The following is a 12,925-nucleotide window of genomic DNA, read 5'->3' on the forward strand; positions in this document are numbered from 1 at the left end:
GATGGATTACCAGGCCCCCTTGCGCGACATGCGCTTCGTTCTCCATGAACTGTTCGATGTCGGCGCGCATTGCGAACTGCTGGGCAACGGCATCGATCGCGAACTGATCGACGGCGTGCTCGAGGAAGGCGCGCGCTACACCGGCCAGGTGGTGGCGCCGCTCAATCGCAACAGCGACGAGGAAGGCGCGAAGCTGAAGGACGGCGTGGTGACCACCCCCACCGGCTTTCGCGAAGCCTACCGGCAGTACAGCGAGAACGGCTGGGCGAGCATGACCGGACCCACCGAGTACGGCGGCCAGGGCTTCCCGCAGATGGTCTCCGCGTGCTTCCACGAGATGCTGATGGCCGCCAGCCTGTCCTTCCGCGTCTATTCGGGGCTGACCGAGGGCGCCGTGCTGGCCCTGTACAAGCATGGCGACGAGGCGTTGCGGCGCGACTACCTGGGCAAGCTGGTGAGCGGCGAATGGGCCGGCACCATGTGCCTGACCGAACCCCAGGCCGGCACCGACCTCGCCCTCCTGCGCACCCGCGCCGAGGCGCAGGCCGACGGCAGCTACGCGATCAGCGGCAGCAAGATCTTCATCAGCGGTGGCGAGCAGGACCTCACCGAGAACATCGTCCACCTGGTGCTGGCGCGCCTGGCGGACGCGCCGGCCGGGGTGAAGGGCATCAGTCTGTTCCTGGTGCCGAAGTTCGTCGCCAATCCCGATGGCTCCCTGGGCGAGCGCAACAGCCTAGGGTGCGGCGCCATCGAGCACAAGATGGGGATCAAGGGCGCCTCCACCTGCGTGATGAACTTCGACGGCGCCAGGGGCTGGCTGCTGGGCCAGGCGAACCAGGGCCTGGCCTGCATGTTCACGATGATGAACGACGCGCGCTTCCAGGTCGGCCTGCAGGGCCTGGGTATCGCCGAACGGGCCTTCCAGGGCGCCCTCGGCTACGCCCGCGAACGCCTGCAGTCGCGCGCCCTGGTCGGCCCGCAGGCACCGGACAAGGTCGCCGACCCGATCATCGTGCACCCCGACGTGCGGCGCATGCTGCTGACCCAGAAGACCCTGGTCGAAGGCTGCCGCATGCTGGCGGCCTGCTGCGCACGCCAGCTCGACCTGGAACACGGCCATCCGGATGCCGACGGCCGGCGCGCGGCGACGCGCCGTGCAGCGCTGCTGATCCCCATCGTCAAGGCCTTCCTTACCGATGTCGGCCAGGAAGTCGCCAGCCTCGGCGTACAGGTCTATGGCGGTCACGGTTTCATCCGCGAATGGGGCATGGAGCAGTTGATGCGCGACAGTCGCATCACCCAGATATACGAAGGCACCAATGGCATCCAGGCGCTCGATCTGGTCCGCCGCAAGCTGCTCGGCGACCAGGGCGGCGAACTGCTGGCGCTGCAAGGCGAACTGGCGGTGGCCAGCGAGGCGCTGCAAGGGCGTGCTGCGCTGGCGCCACTGGCTGAGCCGGTGCTGCAACGCCTGGAGGAGTGGCGGCAGCTCACCGGCCAGGTACTCGAGGCCTGCGCCCGCGATCCCCAGGAGATCGGCGCCACTTCGGTGGACTTCCTCCAGTACAGCGCCTACGTATTGCTCGCGGCCCTCTGGTTGCAAGCCGCGGCACGAGCCCAGGAAGCGCTGGACGGCGGCTCCGGCGAGGGCGATTTCTATCGGGCCAAGCTGCGCAGCGCCGATTTCTACCTGCGGCGCATCCTGCCGCGGGCGAGCATGCACCGCGAAGCCTTGCTCGGTGGCGCCGACTGCCTGATGGCCCTGCCCGAGGAGCATTTCTCGTTCTGACGGGCGTCTCGCCCAAGGAGACCGATATGCAAGCTTTCAGTTTCGCCACTACCGCGCAGATCCTCTGCGAGGCCGGCTCCGCCATCCGCCTGGCGGAACTCTGCCGCGAGCGAAGGGCGCGCCGCGTGTTGATCGTGACCGACCCGGGGATCACCCGGCTCGGCTTGCTGGATGCGATCCTGCCCGGCTTCCCGCGCCTGGGCCTGGCCGTCGAGGTGTACGACCAGGTGCTCGCCGATCCGCCCGAGTCGGTGGTCGAGGCCGCGCTCGGGCGGGCGCGGGGCATGGCTGCCGAGCTGGTGGTCGGTTTCGGCGGCGGCAGCTCCATGGACGTAGCCAAGCTGGTCGCGCTGCTCGCCCACCCAGAAGCAGGGCAGGGGCTCGGCGAGGTCTTCGGGGTCGGCAACGCACGCGGGCCGCGCCTGCCGCTGATCCAGGTGCCGACCACCGCCGGGACCGGCTCCGAGGTGACGCCGATCGCCATCGTCACCACCGGCGAGACCACCAAGATGGGCGTGGTCTCGCCCCACTTGCTGCCCGACCTGGCGCTGCTCGACGCCGACCTGACCCTCGGCTTGCCGCCGGCGGTCACCGCGGCGACCGGTATCGACGCGATGGTGCATGCGATCGAGAGCTATACCAGCAAACTGAAGAAGAACCCGCTGTCCGACCTGCTGGCGCGGGAGGCGTTGCGCCTGCTGGCGGCCAACCTGGAACGCGCGGTAGGCGACGGCGGCGACCGCGAGGCGCGCCAGGCCATGCTGCTGGGCGCCTGCCTGGCCGGGCAGGCCTTCGCCAATGCGCCGGTGGCGGCGGTGCATGCCCTGGCCTATCCGCTGGGAGGGCATTTCCACATTCCCCACGGCCTGAGCAATGCGCTGGTGCTACCGGAGGTGATCCGTTTCAACGCTCCCGCTGCCGCTGGACTCTATGCCGAGCTGGCGCCGCTGCTGCTGGGCGACCGCTTGCGTCCGGGCGATCGCGACGCGCTTACCGTGCAGCTGATCGACGAACTGGCCCAGCTCAGTCCGCGCAACGGCCTGCCGAGCCGCTTGCGCGACGCCGGGGTGGACGAGGCGATGCTGCCGCGCCTGGCCGCCGACGCGATGCTCCAGCAGCGTCTGCTGGTCAACAACCCGCGCGAGGTCGGCGAGGCGGATGCCCTGGCGATCTATCGCGCGGCATACTGAATCCCTTCTACGAGGACCGGGCATGGCGACCGCCCTGCGACCGCTGCGCGAGCAGTACCTTCATTTCCAGCCGATCACCACGCGCTGGCACGACAACGACATCTACGGACACGTGAACAACGTGACCTACTATGCGTTCTTCGACACGGCGGTGAATACCTACCTGATCGAGCGCGGCGGCCTGGATATCCAGGGCGGCGAAGTGATCGGCCTGGTGGTCAGTTCCAGCTGCGACTATTTCGCGCCGGTGGCCTTCCCCCAGCGGATCGAGATGGGCCTGCGGGTGGCGCGCCTGGGCAGCAGCTCGGTGCAGTACGAACTGGCCTTGTTCCTCGAAGGGCAGCGGGAGGCCTGCGCGGCCGGGCGTTTTGTGCATGTCTTCGTGGAGCGCCGAAGCAGCCGCCCGGTGGCCATTCCGCAGGAACTACGCGATGCGCTGGCCGCGCTTCAGAGCGCGGCCCAGTGACAGAGATCGCCCGCCGCCCGTGACAGGGCGATGGCGTGCAGCTCGTCCAGGCGATCGTCGCGTACCTGCCGTTGCAGCGCCTGGTTGAGCCTCGGCCGGCAGTCGTCGAGGCGCAGTTCGGCGAGCGCCGGGGCGTAGCCGCGCAGCAGCTCCAGGTTGAGCTGATTGAGGCGGCTGCGGATGCGCTCCAGGTCGACCGCCTGGCCAGCGTCCGGTAGCGGCCGGCTGAGCAGGCGGTACTGGACCAGCTTGTTCGCCTCGATCTGCGCGGCGAACAGCAGGCGCACCTGCTCGGCGCCGACCCCGTGGCTCCCGGCTTGTCCGGCGAGCATCTGCAACTGTTGTTCTTCCCGCGGGCTGTCCTGTACCGCCTTGCCCGACTGGGCCTTGCTCTGGGCTACCTGATCGGCTAGTTGCAAACGCTGGCTGCTCAGGCTCAACAGTTGCTGGAGAGCCGGTGACAGCGGCTGGGCCTGGAGCAACGGGCCTTGCAGGAGCAGGAGGGCAAGCAGGCCCCAACTGGCGAACGACGGGCGCATCTGGAAATCTCGGATGGAATTGATGTCCGGCACGCTAGCAAAGCGAGCCCGGTGCGACAATCCATGACATGGCGTGAGGCGAACAGGAAGCGCTGGATGGGACATTTCTGATTGAACGTTTGCAGTCTCGACGCTGGAGCAATGTTCTGTGACCATCCCTCCACACCATTTCATTCACCAAAGGGGCCGGTTTGCCCCTGCTATGACTGGCAAGGACGCGGAACATGGGTTTCCTGATACTCTCCCGCCGAGAAGGCGAAGGCATCACCCTGTCCCTCAAGGCCGACTACCCGGCGGAGGAACTGATTCGGCAATTGCGCGAAGGCGGCATCCGGATCCTGGTCACCGATATCATCGGCAACCAGGCCCGGGTCGGGATCGAGGCGCCGCGTGGCGTCCTGATCGTTCGCGACGAGTTGAAAACGGCACCGAAAGGCTGACGAACGGTAGAAAGTAAAAGCCCCGCGTTCGCGGGGCTTTTACACATCAGCTTCGGCAAGCATGCCGATCAACGATGCTTGTGCTTGCGGTGTTTCTTGCCGCGGTGACCGCTGTCGTTGTCCTTGCCCAGGTTGTTACCGACCGCGCCACCCGCTGCGCCGCCGAGGCCTGCACCTATGGTCGCGCCGGTGCTGCCGCCCAGCTTGTTGCCGATCACCGAACCGCCGGCCGCGCCTAGCCCGCCACCCAGGGCGGCTTCGGTCTTGCGCCCGTCCTTGGCGGTCATCGCGCCGCCGGCCGCGCCACCCAGGCCGGCGCCTATGGCGGCACCGGTGCTACCGCCGATGGCGCCGCCCACGACGTTGCCCAGGGCACCGCCTACGCCGCCGCCCACCGCGGTCTTGGTGGAGTCGCCGGCGAGCGCGGCTTGTGCGCTCAGCAGGCCGAACGCGATTACCAGGAGAGATTTACGCATCGTGCGTGCCTCATCGTTTCAATCGGGAGGGAAATACGGTCGTTCGCACAAAGGCCGGACCATCCGGCCCGGCCTTTGCCTCGTAGGGAGCGGCGGGTTCAGTCGTCGTAGTAGCGACGATGATGCTTGTGGCGCTTCCACTTCTTGTACTGGCCATAGTGATGGCCGTTGTCATGCCGGTAATAGCCATCGCGATAGCCGGCGCGGCGGTAGTAGCGACGGTCGCGGTAGTCGTCATCGTCGTCGTAGCGGCGGTTGCCGTCGCCATAATGGTTGCCCAGCGCGCCGCCGCCGGCGCCGCCGAGGGCCGCGCCGATCAGGCCACCGGTGCTGCCACCGATCTGCCGGCCGATGACGTTGCCGCCTGCGGCACCGAGGCCGCCGCCGATCGCCGCTTCGGTCTTGTTGCCGCGTCCGGCGCCGACTGCACCGCCCGCAGCGCCACCGATGCCACTACCGATCGCGGCGCCAGTGCTGCCGCCGACCGCATCGCCGACGACCGAACCCAACACCCCGCCCAAGGCGCCGCCGATGGCCGCGCGGGTGTCGTCGCCTGCGAAGGCGGTACTACCGACCAGACTCAGGGACAACAGGAGTATCGAGGAATACTTCATAGAGAGTTTCTCTCTGTGGGGATGACGGCTGCGATGCTGGGGTTGGCCCAAACCGCTGACAAGCGCCAGCCGACGATTGGTAGAGCAAATTCGAAATATTCCAAGTACTTGTTTTGTATGGGGAACTTTCTTAAGTAGAGGCGGTCGTAGACCGAATGTGAAGCGCGATTTCAGGGTCGAAATCGGTATTTTTGCTGGCGGGATGCTGGCCATTCTAACGCCGACGAGCGGCCTGCCTTCAAGGCCTTTCATCGACTTTTTCCTTAAGACGCCGCCTCCTGTTGCAGGAGGCGGCGTTTTTCGTGGGCTTCAGATAATGCGCCCGTCGCCCGTGGCCTTTTCCAGGCGTACCGCGATGAACTTCGAAGTCGGCGTATGGCTGCCGACGCCGACGCTCTCCAGCGGCACCAGGGGATTGGTTTCCGGGTAGTAGGCGGCTGCCTGGCCGGCCGGGATGTCGAAGGCGAGCAGGGTGAAGCGGCGTACCCGGCGTTCGATGCCATCGCTCCACAGCGAGACCAGGTCGACCTTGTCGCCCGGCTGGTAGCCCAGGCGGCGGATATCCGCCTCGTTGGCGAATACCACTTCGCGCTGGCCCTTCACTCCGCGATAGCGATCGTCCAGGCCGTAGATGGTGGTGTTGTACTGGTCATGGGAGCGCAGGGTCTGCAGGATCAGGTCGGGTTCGAGGCCGCTGTCGCGCACCTGTGCCGGCAACAGGTCGCGGGGCAGCGGGTTGGCGACGAAGTTGGCCTTGCCGCTGGCGGTGTTCCAGCGTCGTTCGCCGGCGGAGTTGCCGAGGTAGAAGCCACCGGGATGGCGGACGCGGCGGTTGAAGTCGGCGAAACCGGGGATGGTGTCGGCGATCAGCTCGCGGATGCGCTCGTAGTTGGCGATCAGCGCGTCCCAGTCCACCGGATGGTTGCCCAGGGTTGCCTTGGCGATGCCGGCGATGATCGCCGGCTCCGAACGCATCTGCTGCGAGAGCGGCTCCAGTTGCCCGTAGGATGCGTGGATCATGCTGAACGAGTCTTCCACCGTGACCGCCTGCGGGCCTTCGGCCTGGCGGTCGATGTCGGTGCGCCCCAGGCAGGGCAGGATCAGTGCGTCGCGGCCGGTGGTCAGGTGGCTGCGGTTGAGCTTGGTGCTGATGTGCACGGTCAGGTCGCATGACGCCAGGGCGGCGTGGGTGCGCGGACTGTCCGGGGTGGCCTGGGCGAAATTGCCGCCCAGGCCGATGAAGACCTTCGACTTGCCGGCGAGCATCGCGGCGATCGCCTCGACGGCGTTGTGCCCGTTGTGGCGTGGCACTTCGAAGCCGAAGCGCCGTTCCAGTGCGTCGAGCAGCGCCGCCGGCGGCCGCTCGTTGATGCCCATGGTGCGGTCACCCTGAACGTTGCTGTGGCCGCGGACCGGGCAGAGACCGGCGCCCGGGCGGCCCAGGTTGCCGCGCAGGAGTTGCAGGTTGACGATTTCCTGGATGATCGCCACCGAATGGTGGTGCTGGGTGATGCCCATCGCCCAGCAGACGATGACCCTGTTCGCCCGCCGGTACATCCGCGCAGCCTGCTCGATTTCCGCCAGGCTCAGCCCGGACTGGCGCTCCAGGTGTTCCCAGGGGGTGGCATCCAGTTCGGCCAGGTAGGCCTCGAGGCCGTCGGTGTGCTCGGCGATGAAGGCGTGGTCGAATACCGGCTCGCTACCCTCGGCCTGGGCTTCGCGCTCCCAGGCGAGGAGGAACTTGGCGATCCCGCGGATCGCCGCCATGTCGCCGCCCAGTGCCGGACGGAAGAACGCGGTGTTCAGCGGCGAGGACCCGTTGGTCAGCATTTCCAGCGCGTTCTGCGGATGCTGGAAGCGCTCCAGGCCGCGCTCCTTGAGAGGGTTGAAGCAGACCACCTGGGCACCGCGCTTCACTGCCTCGCGCAGCGGCTCGAGCATGCGCGGGTGGTTGGTGCCGGGGTTCTGCCCAAGGATGAAGATCGCGTCGGCGTGTTCGAAGTCGTCGAAGGTCACGCTGCCCTTGCCGACCCCGACGCTGCGACCCAGTGCCACGCCGCTGGCTTCGTGGCACATGTTCGAGCAGTCGGGGAAGTTGTTTGTGCCGAACGCGCGGACGAACAACTGGTAGAGGTAGGCCGCCTCGTTGCTGGCCCGCCCGGAGGTATAGAACTCCGCCTGGTCGGGGCTATCCAGGCGTCGCAGGTGCTCGGCGACCAGGGCGAAGGCGGCGTCCCAGGTGATCGGCTGGTAGTGGTCGCTGAGCGGGTCGTAGCGCATCGGTCCGGTGAGGCGGCCCTGGTATTCCAGCCAGTAGTCGCTCTGTTCGCGCAGGGCGCTGACGCTGTAGCGGGCGAAGAACGCCGCGTCGACGCGGCGCTTGGTGGCTTCCCAGTTGACTGCCTTGGCACCGTTCTCGCAGAACTTCACCCGGCCGTCTTCCGGCGAGTCGCCCCAGGCGCAGCCGGGGCAGTCGAAACCGCCGTTCTGGTTGGTCTTGAGCAGGGCGCGGAGGTTCTTGAACGGCTGTTTGCTGTCCAGCCAGAAGTGCGCCACGCTGCGCAGCGCGCCCCAGCCGGCGGCGGCGCCGGCATAGGGCTTGTAGCGGGGTTGGAGAGGTTGCAGGCTCATGGCGGACTCACTCGGTTGCGGCCGGCGCCGGGCTGTAGACCCGCGGGGCGTTGTGATGGGGCTGGTGGATCAGGTTCAGTTGGTGGCGGCGCGCCCATTGCACGGTCAGGGCGGTGGGGGCGGAGAGGCTGACCAGGGTGCCGATCCCGGCACGTACGGCCTTGTGGATAAGCTCCAGGCTGCAGCGGCTGGTGACCACGGCGAAACCGCGCGCGGCGTCGAGGCCTTGGCGGTGCAGGGCGCCGATCAGCTTGTCGAGGGCGTTGTGGCGGCCGATGTCCTCGCGACACAGGCGCAGCTCGCCATGCCCGTCGAAATACAGCGCGGCATGCAGGGCGCCGCTATGGCGCGCCAGTCGCTGGGCCTGCTCGATACGCTGGCGCAGGGCGCCGAGATGGGCGGCGGGAGGCAGCGCCTGCGGCGACCGTTCCGGCAGTTGCGGCAGGGCCTGCTCCAGGGCTTCGACGCCGCACAGGCCGCATCCGGAAGTGCCGGCCAGTTGCCGGCGTTGGCGCTTGAGGTTCCAGAACGCGCGGCTGCTGATTTCGACCTCGGCGTGGAGGGATTCGCCCTGGCCGCTGACGCGGATTTCATAGATGTCGTCGATGGACTCCACGAAGCCGCTGCTGAGGCTGAAACCGCGGACGAAATCCTCGATGTCCTCGGGCGAGGCCATCATCACCGCCTGGTTCAGTCCGTTGTAGCTGATCGCCACGGCACACTCGGCGGCAAGGGAGGCCTGGCCGACCTGCTGCGGCAGGTGCAGGTCGGCGTAGCGGTAATCGTCGGGAACGGCGGAAGGCGCCCAGGTATCCGCGGATACCGGGCATGCAGGCTGGCAAGGCATGGGCTGGGCCCTATCGTTCTAGGTGTGGCACCAGCCTAGGCCTGACGCGGGGCAGCGTCTAATCGGTTGTGCCGATGCGCTGATCGACGTGATCTATCAAGACTGCGGCGCCAACCAGTTCCGGGCTTCCTCGAAACAGGCTTCGGCCAGCGCCGAGCGCGGCTGTCCGCTGCGGATGATCAGACCGAGCGCTGCCAGGGTATGGGCGTCCTCGATGGGGATCAGGCGCAACTCGCCGTCGACTTCGCTGCCCAGCGGCATGATCGCGCAGCACAAGCCGCGCTGCACCGCCTGCAGCAGTTGCTGTACCGAGTCGGTTTCCAGGCGCGCGATGGGGCTCAACCCGCGGCTGCGGAAGTTGTGGTCGATGGATTGGCGGAAGTGCATGCCCGCCGAGAGCAGGCCTAGCGGCAGGCCAGCCAGCGCTTCCCAGTTCAGCAGCGCGGCGTCGAGCGGGAAATGGCTGGGGTGATGGAGCAGGCCCATGCGGGTCTCCGCCAGTTCGATGCCCTCGAAATGGCTGCGGTCCAGACGGTCCAGATAAGAGACGCCGAGATCGAACTGGTTGCGCGCCAGGCCTTCGAGTACCTGTTCCGAACTCAGGGAATAGAGCTGGAAACGCAACTCCGGGTGGCGCCCGGCCATGTGCTGGACCAGGCGCATCGGGTCGAAGCTGGCCAGCGGCACCACGCCCAGGCGCAGGGTCCCGACCAGTTGCCCGCGGCAGGCGGCGGCTTCCGCGTACAGCCCTTCCTGGGCCGCCAGCAGGCTGCGTGCCCAGGCCAGTACGCGCTCGCCGGCCTCGGTGAAGCCTTCGAAGCGCTGGCTGCGTCGCACCAGTTCCAGGCCGAGTTCTTCCTCCAGGCTGCGCAGGCGCATGGACAGGGTCGGCTGGGTGACGTGGCAGCGCGCGGCGGCCTGGCCGAAGTGGCGGGTTTCGTCGAGGGCGCAGAGGAATTTCAGTTGCTTGATGTCCATCGGCGCTTCCGTGGCGGGGGTGTCGCCGAATCTTAACGCGAATGGGCGCAGTGTTATGGGGTGACGAAGGAGCCTGGGGATATTTCGCCGGTTTTTGCAGTCTAGACTTGGCTAGTCGCGGATCGGGATTGCGCCGGCCGCTTGCAACCGTAACCGTAAAGGGAGAACCAAAGATGGGTATTTTCGCGTTCGTGAAGGAAGCCGGTGAAAAGCTGTGGGATACGCTGACGGGGCATGAGGCACAGGCGGCCGAGTCGCTGAAGGAGCACGTCGCCAAGGTCGGCCTGGGCAACCCGAACATCCAGGTTTCGGTGGAAGGCGACAAGGTCATCGCCTCGGGCGAGGTGGCCAGCCAGGAGGAGAAAGAGAAGATCCTGCTGGCGCTGGGCAACGTCGCCGGCGTCTCCTCGGTGGAAGACAAGATCACCGTGGCCCAGGCCGCTCCGGAGGCGCGCTTCGTCACCGTGAAGAAAGGCGACACCCTGAGCGCCATCGCCAAGGCCGAATACGGCAATGCCAACGCCTACATGAAGATCTTCGAGGCCAACAAGCCGATGCTCAGCCATCCGGACAAGATCTACCCCGGCCAGGTCCTGCGCATTCCCGAGTGATCCCGGCGTTTCGCCAACCCCGCCCGCGTGGCGGGGTTTTCGTTTCCGTGGCTACGGCAGTCCTTCGAGCAGCCGCCGGTAGTCCTCCTGGGCAGCGAACTCCTCGGTGTCCCGGACCTGGCCACGGCTGTCCGGGTGGCGTACCGCCAACAGGTGGGCGACACCATAGGCGCGGGCGCTGCGCAGGATCGGCAGGCTGTCGTCGATGAACAGGCTGCGCTGCGGGTCGAAGCCGAAATCGGCTTGCAGGGCGCTCCAGAAGCGCGCGTCCTCCTTCGGGTAGCCGTAGTCGTGGGAGCTGATCAGTCGGTCGAAATAGGGCGCCAGTTCGATCCGTTCCAGCTTCAGCGACAGCGAGTCGCGGTGCGCGTTGGTGATCAGCGCCACGCGCTTGCCGGCCCGGCGCAGGGCGGCGAGGAAGGTATCGGCGTGCGGACGCAGCGAGATCAGGTGCGCCACCTCGTGCTTGAGTTCGCGGATCGACAGGTCCAGTTCCCGGCTCCAGAAATCCAGGCAGTACCAGTTGAGCTGGCCGGCGTGTTCGCGGAACAGCGGCTCGAGCACGGCGTCGGCTTCGGTGCGACTCAGGCCGTTGCGTTCGGCATAGCGCTGGGGCAGGTGTTCCAGCCAGAAGTGGTTGTCGAAGTGCAGGTCGAGCAGGGTGCCGTCCATGTCGAGCAGCACGGTGTCGATGGCGGACCAGGGCAGGGTGGGCATGGCGGCTCTTGTCGCGGTTCGTCGCGATCGATGCGGAAATCTGTCGCTTCCCATCAATCTCCGACAGGGATAATCGGAAAAGCCGGGGTATGATAACCCGCCGGCTTCGCCAAGGAGTTATCCACATGCGTCAGAAACCCACCGTACTCGCCAGCGAGATCGTCGCGAAGAGCCGACTGTTCGCTGTCGAGGAGTTGCAACTGCGCTTCAGCAATGGCGTCGAGCGCACCTACGAGCGTCTGGTCGGCAAGGGCCAGGGCTACGGTGCGGTGATGGTGGTGGCCATGCTCGATGCCGAGCACGCGGTGCTGGTGGAGGAATATTGCGCCGGGGTCGACGAATACCAGTTGTCGCTGCCCAAGGGCCTGGTCGAGCCGGGCGAGGACATCCTCGCGGCGGCCAACCGCGAGCTCAAGGAGGAAGCGGGCTACGGTGCCCGGCAACTGGAGCACATCACCGAACTGTCGCTGTCGCCGGGCTACATGAGCCAGCGCATCCAGGTGGTGCTGGCGCGCGACCTCTACGAGGAGCGCCTGCCGGGCGACGAGCCGGAGCCGATGGGCGTCGATCGCATCAGCCTGCGCGAACTGTCGAGCCTGGCCCAGCACGCCCAGTTCAGCGAAGGCCGCGCCCTGGCTGCGCTGTACCTGGTACGCGACCTGCTCACTCAGCGCGGCGAGTACCAGGCATGAGACCGGTGCCCTGGGGCGAGTTGGTGGTGCTGGTGCGGCGCGCCGGCGAGGCGATCCTGCCGCACTGGCGCGCCGACGTGGCGGTGCGCTCGAAGGCCGACGAATCGCCGGTTACCGCCGCCGACCTTGCCGCGCACCATATATTGGAGGCGGGGTTGCGGGCGCTGGCGCCGGACATTCCGGTGCTTTCCGAAGAGGATTGCGAGATACCGCTGAGCGAGCGCGGCCACTGGCGGCGCTGGTGGCTGGTGGACCCGCTGGACGGCACCAAGGAGTTCATCTCCGGTAGCGAGGAGTTCACCGTCAACGTGGCCCTGGTCGAGGATGGCCGGGTGCTGTTCGGCCTGGTCGGCGTGCCGGTGAGCGGCCGCTGCTACTACGGTGGCGCCGGTCTCGGTGCCTGGCGCGAGGAGGCCGATGGCCGCGCGCAACCGATCAGTGTGCGCCTGGAGCCCGAGGAGGCCTTCACCGTGGTGGCCAGCAAGCGCCATGGCAGCCCGGCCCAGGAGCGCCTGCTGGATGGCTTGAGCGAGCGCTTCGGCGACCTGCGGCGAGCCAGCATCGGCAGTTCGCTGAAGTTCTGCCTGCTGGCCGAGGGCGCTGCCGACTGCTATCCGCGCCTGACGCCAACCTCGCAATGGGACACGGCCGCCGCCCAGGGTGTGCTGGAAGGCGCCGGCGGCGAGGTGCTCGACCTGCATGGCGCGCCATTCACCTACGAGCCGCGCGAGGACTACCTCAACGGCTCCTTCCTGGCCCTGCCGCGCGCTGCCGAGTGGCGCAGCGAGCTGATCCAACTGGCGCGCGCGCTGCACTGAAACGGAAGAGCTGGTCGAACCCTAATGCTGTTTACTTAAGAAAAACGCCGCACCCCAATGGGGGCGCGGCGTTTTTCTGATCTGTTTTCTGGTCTCTATGGGAGATTACGATGT

14 protein-coding genes are annotated in these 12,925 nt (G+C 67.1%); 7 read left to right on the forward strand and 7 right to left on the reverse strand.

Translation table 11 applies throughout. The features are described 5' to 3' along the window. Position 1 precedes the first annotated feature (1 nt). The 3 genes from FHW81_RS08935 to FHW81_RS08945 are packed head-to-tail and all read left to right on the forward strand — an operon-like array spanning position 2 to position 3,448. Positions 2 to 1,792 carry an acyl-CoA dehydrogenase C-terminal domain-containing protein gene (locus tag FHW81_RS08935; protein ID WP_003118026.1) on the forward strand — a complete coding sequence of 597 codons (1,791 nt, stop codon included), beginning with the start codon at positions 2 to 4 and terminating at the stop codon, positions 1,790 to 1,792. Between the two features lie 26 nt (positions 1,793 to 1,818). After that, a complete protein-coding gene (locus tag FHW81_RS08940) occupies positions 1,819 to 2,982 on the forward strand; it encodes an iron-containing alcohol dehydrogenase (protein ID WP_003114061.1) in 1,164 nt (387 codons plus the stop codon). A 22-nt stretch (positions 2,983 to 3,004) separates the two neighbouring features. After that, entirely contained in the window at positions 3,005 to 3,448 is a 444-nt protein-coding gene (locus tag FHW81_RS08945) for an acyl-CoA thioesterase (protein ID WP_003457751.1), read from the forward strand. Here FHW81_RS08945 and FHW81_RS08950 read toward each other — a convergent pair. Next, positions 3,430 to 3,987: a chorismate mutase gene (locus FHW81_RS08950; protein ID WP_003100053.1), complete on the reverse strand. Its 558-nt coding sequence runs from the start codon at positions 3,985 to 3,987 to the stop codon at positions 3,430 to 3,432. The genes FHW81_RS08945 and FHW81_RS08950 overlap by 19 nt on opposite strands. A 224-nt stretch (positions 3,988 to 4,211) precedes the next feature. On the opposite strand from FHW81_RS08950, the gene FHW81_RS08955 reads away from it, so the two are divergent. Then, entirely contained in the window at positions 4,212 to 4,427 is a 216-nt protein-coding gene (locus FHW81_RS08955; protein ID WP_003096222.1) for a carbon storage regulator, read from the forward strand. A gap of 68 nt (positions 4,428 to 4,495) precedes the next feature. On the opposite strand, the gene FHW81_RS08960 is transcribed toward FHW81_RS08955, so the two are convergent. From FHW81_RS08960 to FHW81_RS08980, 5 genes are all read right to left on the reverse strand, one after another. Beyond that, a complete protein-coding gene (locus tag FHW81_RS08960) occupies positions 4,496 to 4,903 on the reverse strand; it encodes a glycine zipper domain-containing protein (protein WP_003100051.1) in 408 nt (135 codons plus the stop codon). Positions 4,904 to 5,001: 98 nt separating this feature from the next. Beyond that, complete coding sequence (locus FHW81_RS08965) at positions 5,002 to 5,517, reverse strand: hypothetical protein (protein ID WP_003100049.1); 516 nt, start codon at positions 5,515 to 5,517, stop codon at positions 5,002 to 5,004. 309 nt (positions 5,518 to 5,826) lie between these two features. Next, positions 5,827 to 8,148, reverse strand: a complete 2,322-nt coding sequence (locus tag FHW81_RS08970) for an FdhF/YdeP family oxidoreductase (RefSeq protein WP_003114064.1) — start codon at positions 8,146 to 8,148, stop codon at positions 5,827 to 5,829. Positions 8,149 to 8,155: 7 nt separating this feature from the next. Continuing rightward, the gene (fdhD, locus tag FHW81_RS08975; protein ID WP_003100044.1) at positions 8,156 to 8,995 is read right to left on the reverse strand and encodes a formate dehydrogenase accessory sulfurtransferase FdhD; all 840 of its coding nucleotides are present in this window, start codon (positions 8,993 to 8,995) and stop codon (positions 8,156 to 8,158) included. A 96-nt stretch (positions 8,996 to 9,091) separates the two neighbouring features. Continuing rightward, positions 9,092 to 9,973 carry a LysR family transcriptional regulator gene (locus FHW81_RS08980; RefSeq protein ID WP_003100042.1) on the reverse strand — a complete coding sequence of 294 codons (882 nt, stop codon included), beginning with the start codon at positions 9,971 to 9,973 and terminating at the stop codon, positions 9,092 to 9,094. Positions 9,974 to 10,146: 173 nt separating this feature from the next. Between FHW81_RS08980 and lysM the strand changes: the two genes are divergently transcribed. Beyond that, the gene (gene lysM / locus FHW81_RS08985; RefSeq protein ID WP_003096210.1) at positions 10,147 to 10,584 is read left to right on the forward strand and encodes a peptidoglycan-binding protein LysM; all 438 of its coding nucleotides are present in this window, start codon (positions 10,147 to 10,149) and stop codon (positions 10,582 to 10,584) included. 51 nt (positions 10,585 to 10,635) lie between these two features. Here the strand turns inward: lysM and yrfG are convergent, their stop codons facing one another. Then, positions 10,636 to 11,301 carry a GMP/IMP nucleotidase gene (gene yrfG, locus FHW81_RS08990; RefSeq protein ID WP_003114065.1) on the reverse strand — a complete coding sequence of 222 codons (666 nt, stop codon included), beginning with the start codon at positions 11,299 to 11,301 and terminating at the stop codon, positions 10,636 to 10,638. Positions 11,302 to 11,426: 125 nt separating this feature from the next. Here yrfG and nudE point away from each other — a divergent pair, with 125 nt between their 5' ends. After that, positions 11,427 to 11,993, forward strand: coding sequence for an ADP compounds hydrolase NudE (gene nudE, locus FHW81_RS08995; RefSeq protein ID WP_003096206.1), 567 nt, complete (start codon positions 11,427 to 11,429; stop codon positions 11,991 to 11,993). Further along, positions 11,990 to 12,811 carry a 3'(2'),5'-bisphosphate nucleotidase CysQ gene (gene cysQ / locus FHW81_RS09000; protein ID WP_023090950.1) on the forward strand — a complete coding sequence of 274 codons (822 nt, stop codon included), beginning with the start codon at positions 11,990 to 11,992 and terminating at the stop codon, positions 12,809 to 12,811. The genes nudE and cysQ overlap by 4 nt, the downstream gene beginning before the upstream one ends. The last annotated feature ends 114 nt before the right edge of the window (positions 12,812 to 12,925 follow it).

The organism is Pseudomonas sp. RC10-4-2, assembly GCF_050433085.1.
Lineage (GTDB): Bacteria > Pseudomonadota > Gammaproteobacteria > Pseudomonadales > Pseudomonadaceae > Pseudomonas > Pseudomonas aeruginosa.

Bases quoted from the DNA above. Each gene is read 5' to 3' on its own strand.
- FHW81_RS08935 (WP_003118026.1), top strand. From the start codon at position 2: ATGGATTACCAGGCCCCCTTGCGCGACATGCGCTTCGTTCTCCATGAA.
- FHW81_RS08940 (WP_003114061.1), top strand. From the start codon at position 1,819: ATGCAAGCTTTCAGTTTCGCCACTACCGCGCAGATCCTCTGCGAGGCC.
- FHW81_RS08945 (WP_003457751.1), top strand. From the start codon at position 3,005: ATGGCGACCGCCCTGCGACCGCTGCGCGAGCAGTACCTTCATTTCCAG.
- FHW81_RS08950 (WP_003100053.1), bottom strand. From the start codon at position 3,987: ATGCGCCCGTCGTTCGCCAGTTGGGGCCTGCTTGCCCTCCTGCTCCTG.
- FHW81_RS08955 (WP_003096222.1), top strand. From the start codon at position 4,212: ATGGGTTTCCTGATACTCTCCCGCCGAGAAGGCGAAGGCATCACCCTG.
- FHW81_RS08960 (WP_003100051.1), bottom strand. From the start codon at position 4,903: ATGCGTAAATCTCTCCTGGTAATCGCGTTCGGCCTGCTGAGCGCACAA.
- FHW81_RS08965 (WP_003100049.1), bottom strand. From the start codon at position 5,517: ATGAAGTATTCCTCGATACTCCTGTTGTCCCTGAGTCTGGTCGGTAGT.
- FHW81_RS08970 (WP_003114064.1), bottom strand. From the start codon at position 8,148: ATGAGCCTGCAACCTCTCCAACCCCGCTACAAGCCCTATGCCGGCGCC.
- fdhD (WP_003100044.1), bottom strand. From the start codon at position 8,995: ATGCCTTGCCAGCCTGCATGCCCGGTATCCGCGGATACCTGGGCGCCT.
- FHW81_RS08980 (WP_003100042.1), bottom strand. From the start codon at position 9,973: ATGGACATCAAGCAACTGAAATTCCTCTGCGCCCTCGACGAAACCCGC.
- lysM (WP_003096210.1), top strand. From the start codon at position 10,147: ATGGGTATTTTCGCGTTCGTGAAGGAAGCCGGTGAAAAGCTGTGGGAT.
- yrfG (WP_003114065.1), bottom strand. From the start codon at position 11,301: ATGCCCACCCTGCCCTGGTCCGCCATCGACACCGTGCTGCTCGACATG.
- nudE (WP_003096206.1), top strand. From the start codon at position 11,427: ATGCGTCAGAAACCCACCGTACTCGCCAGCGAGATCGTCGCGAAGAGC.
- cysQ (WP_023090950.1), top strand. From the start codon at position 11,990: ATGAGACCGGTGCCCTGGGGCGAGTTGGTGGTGCTGGTGCGGCGCGCC.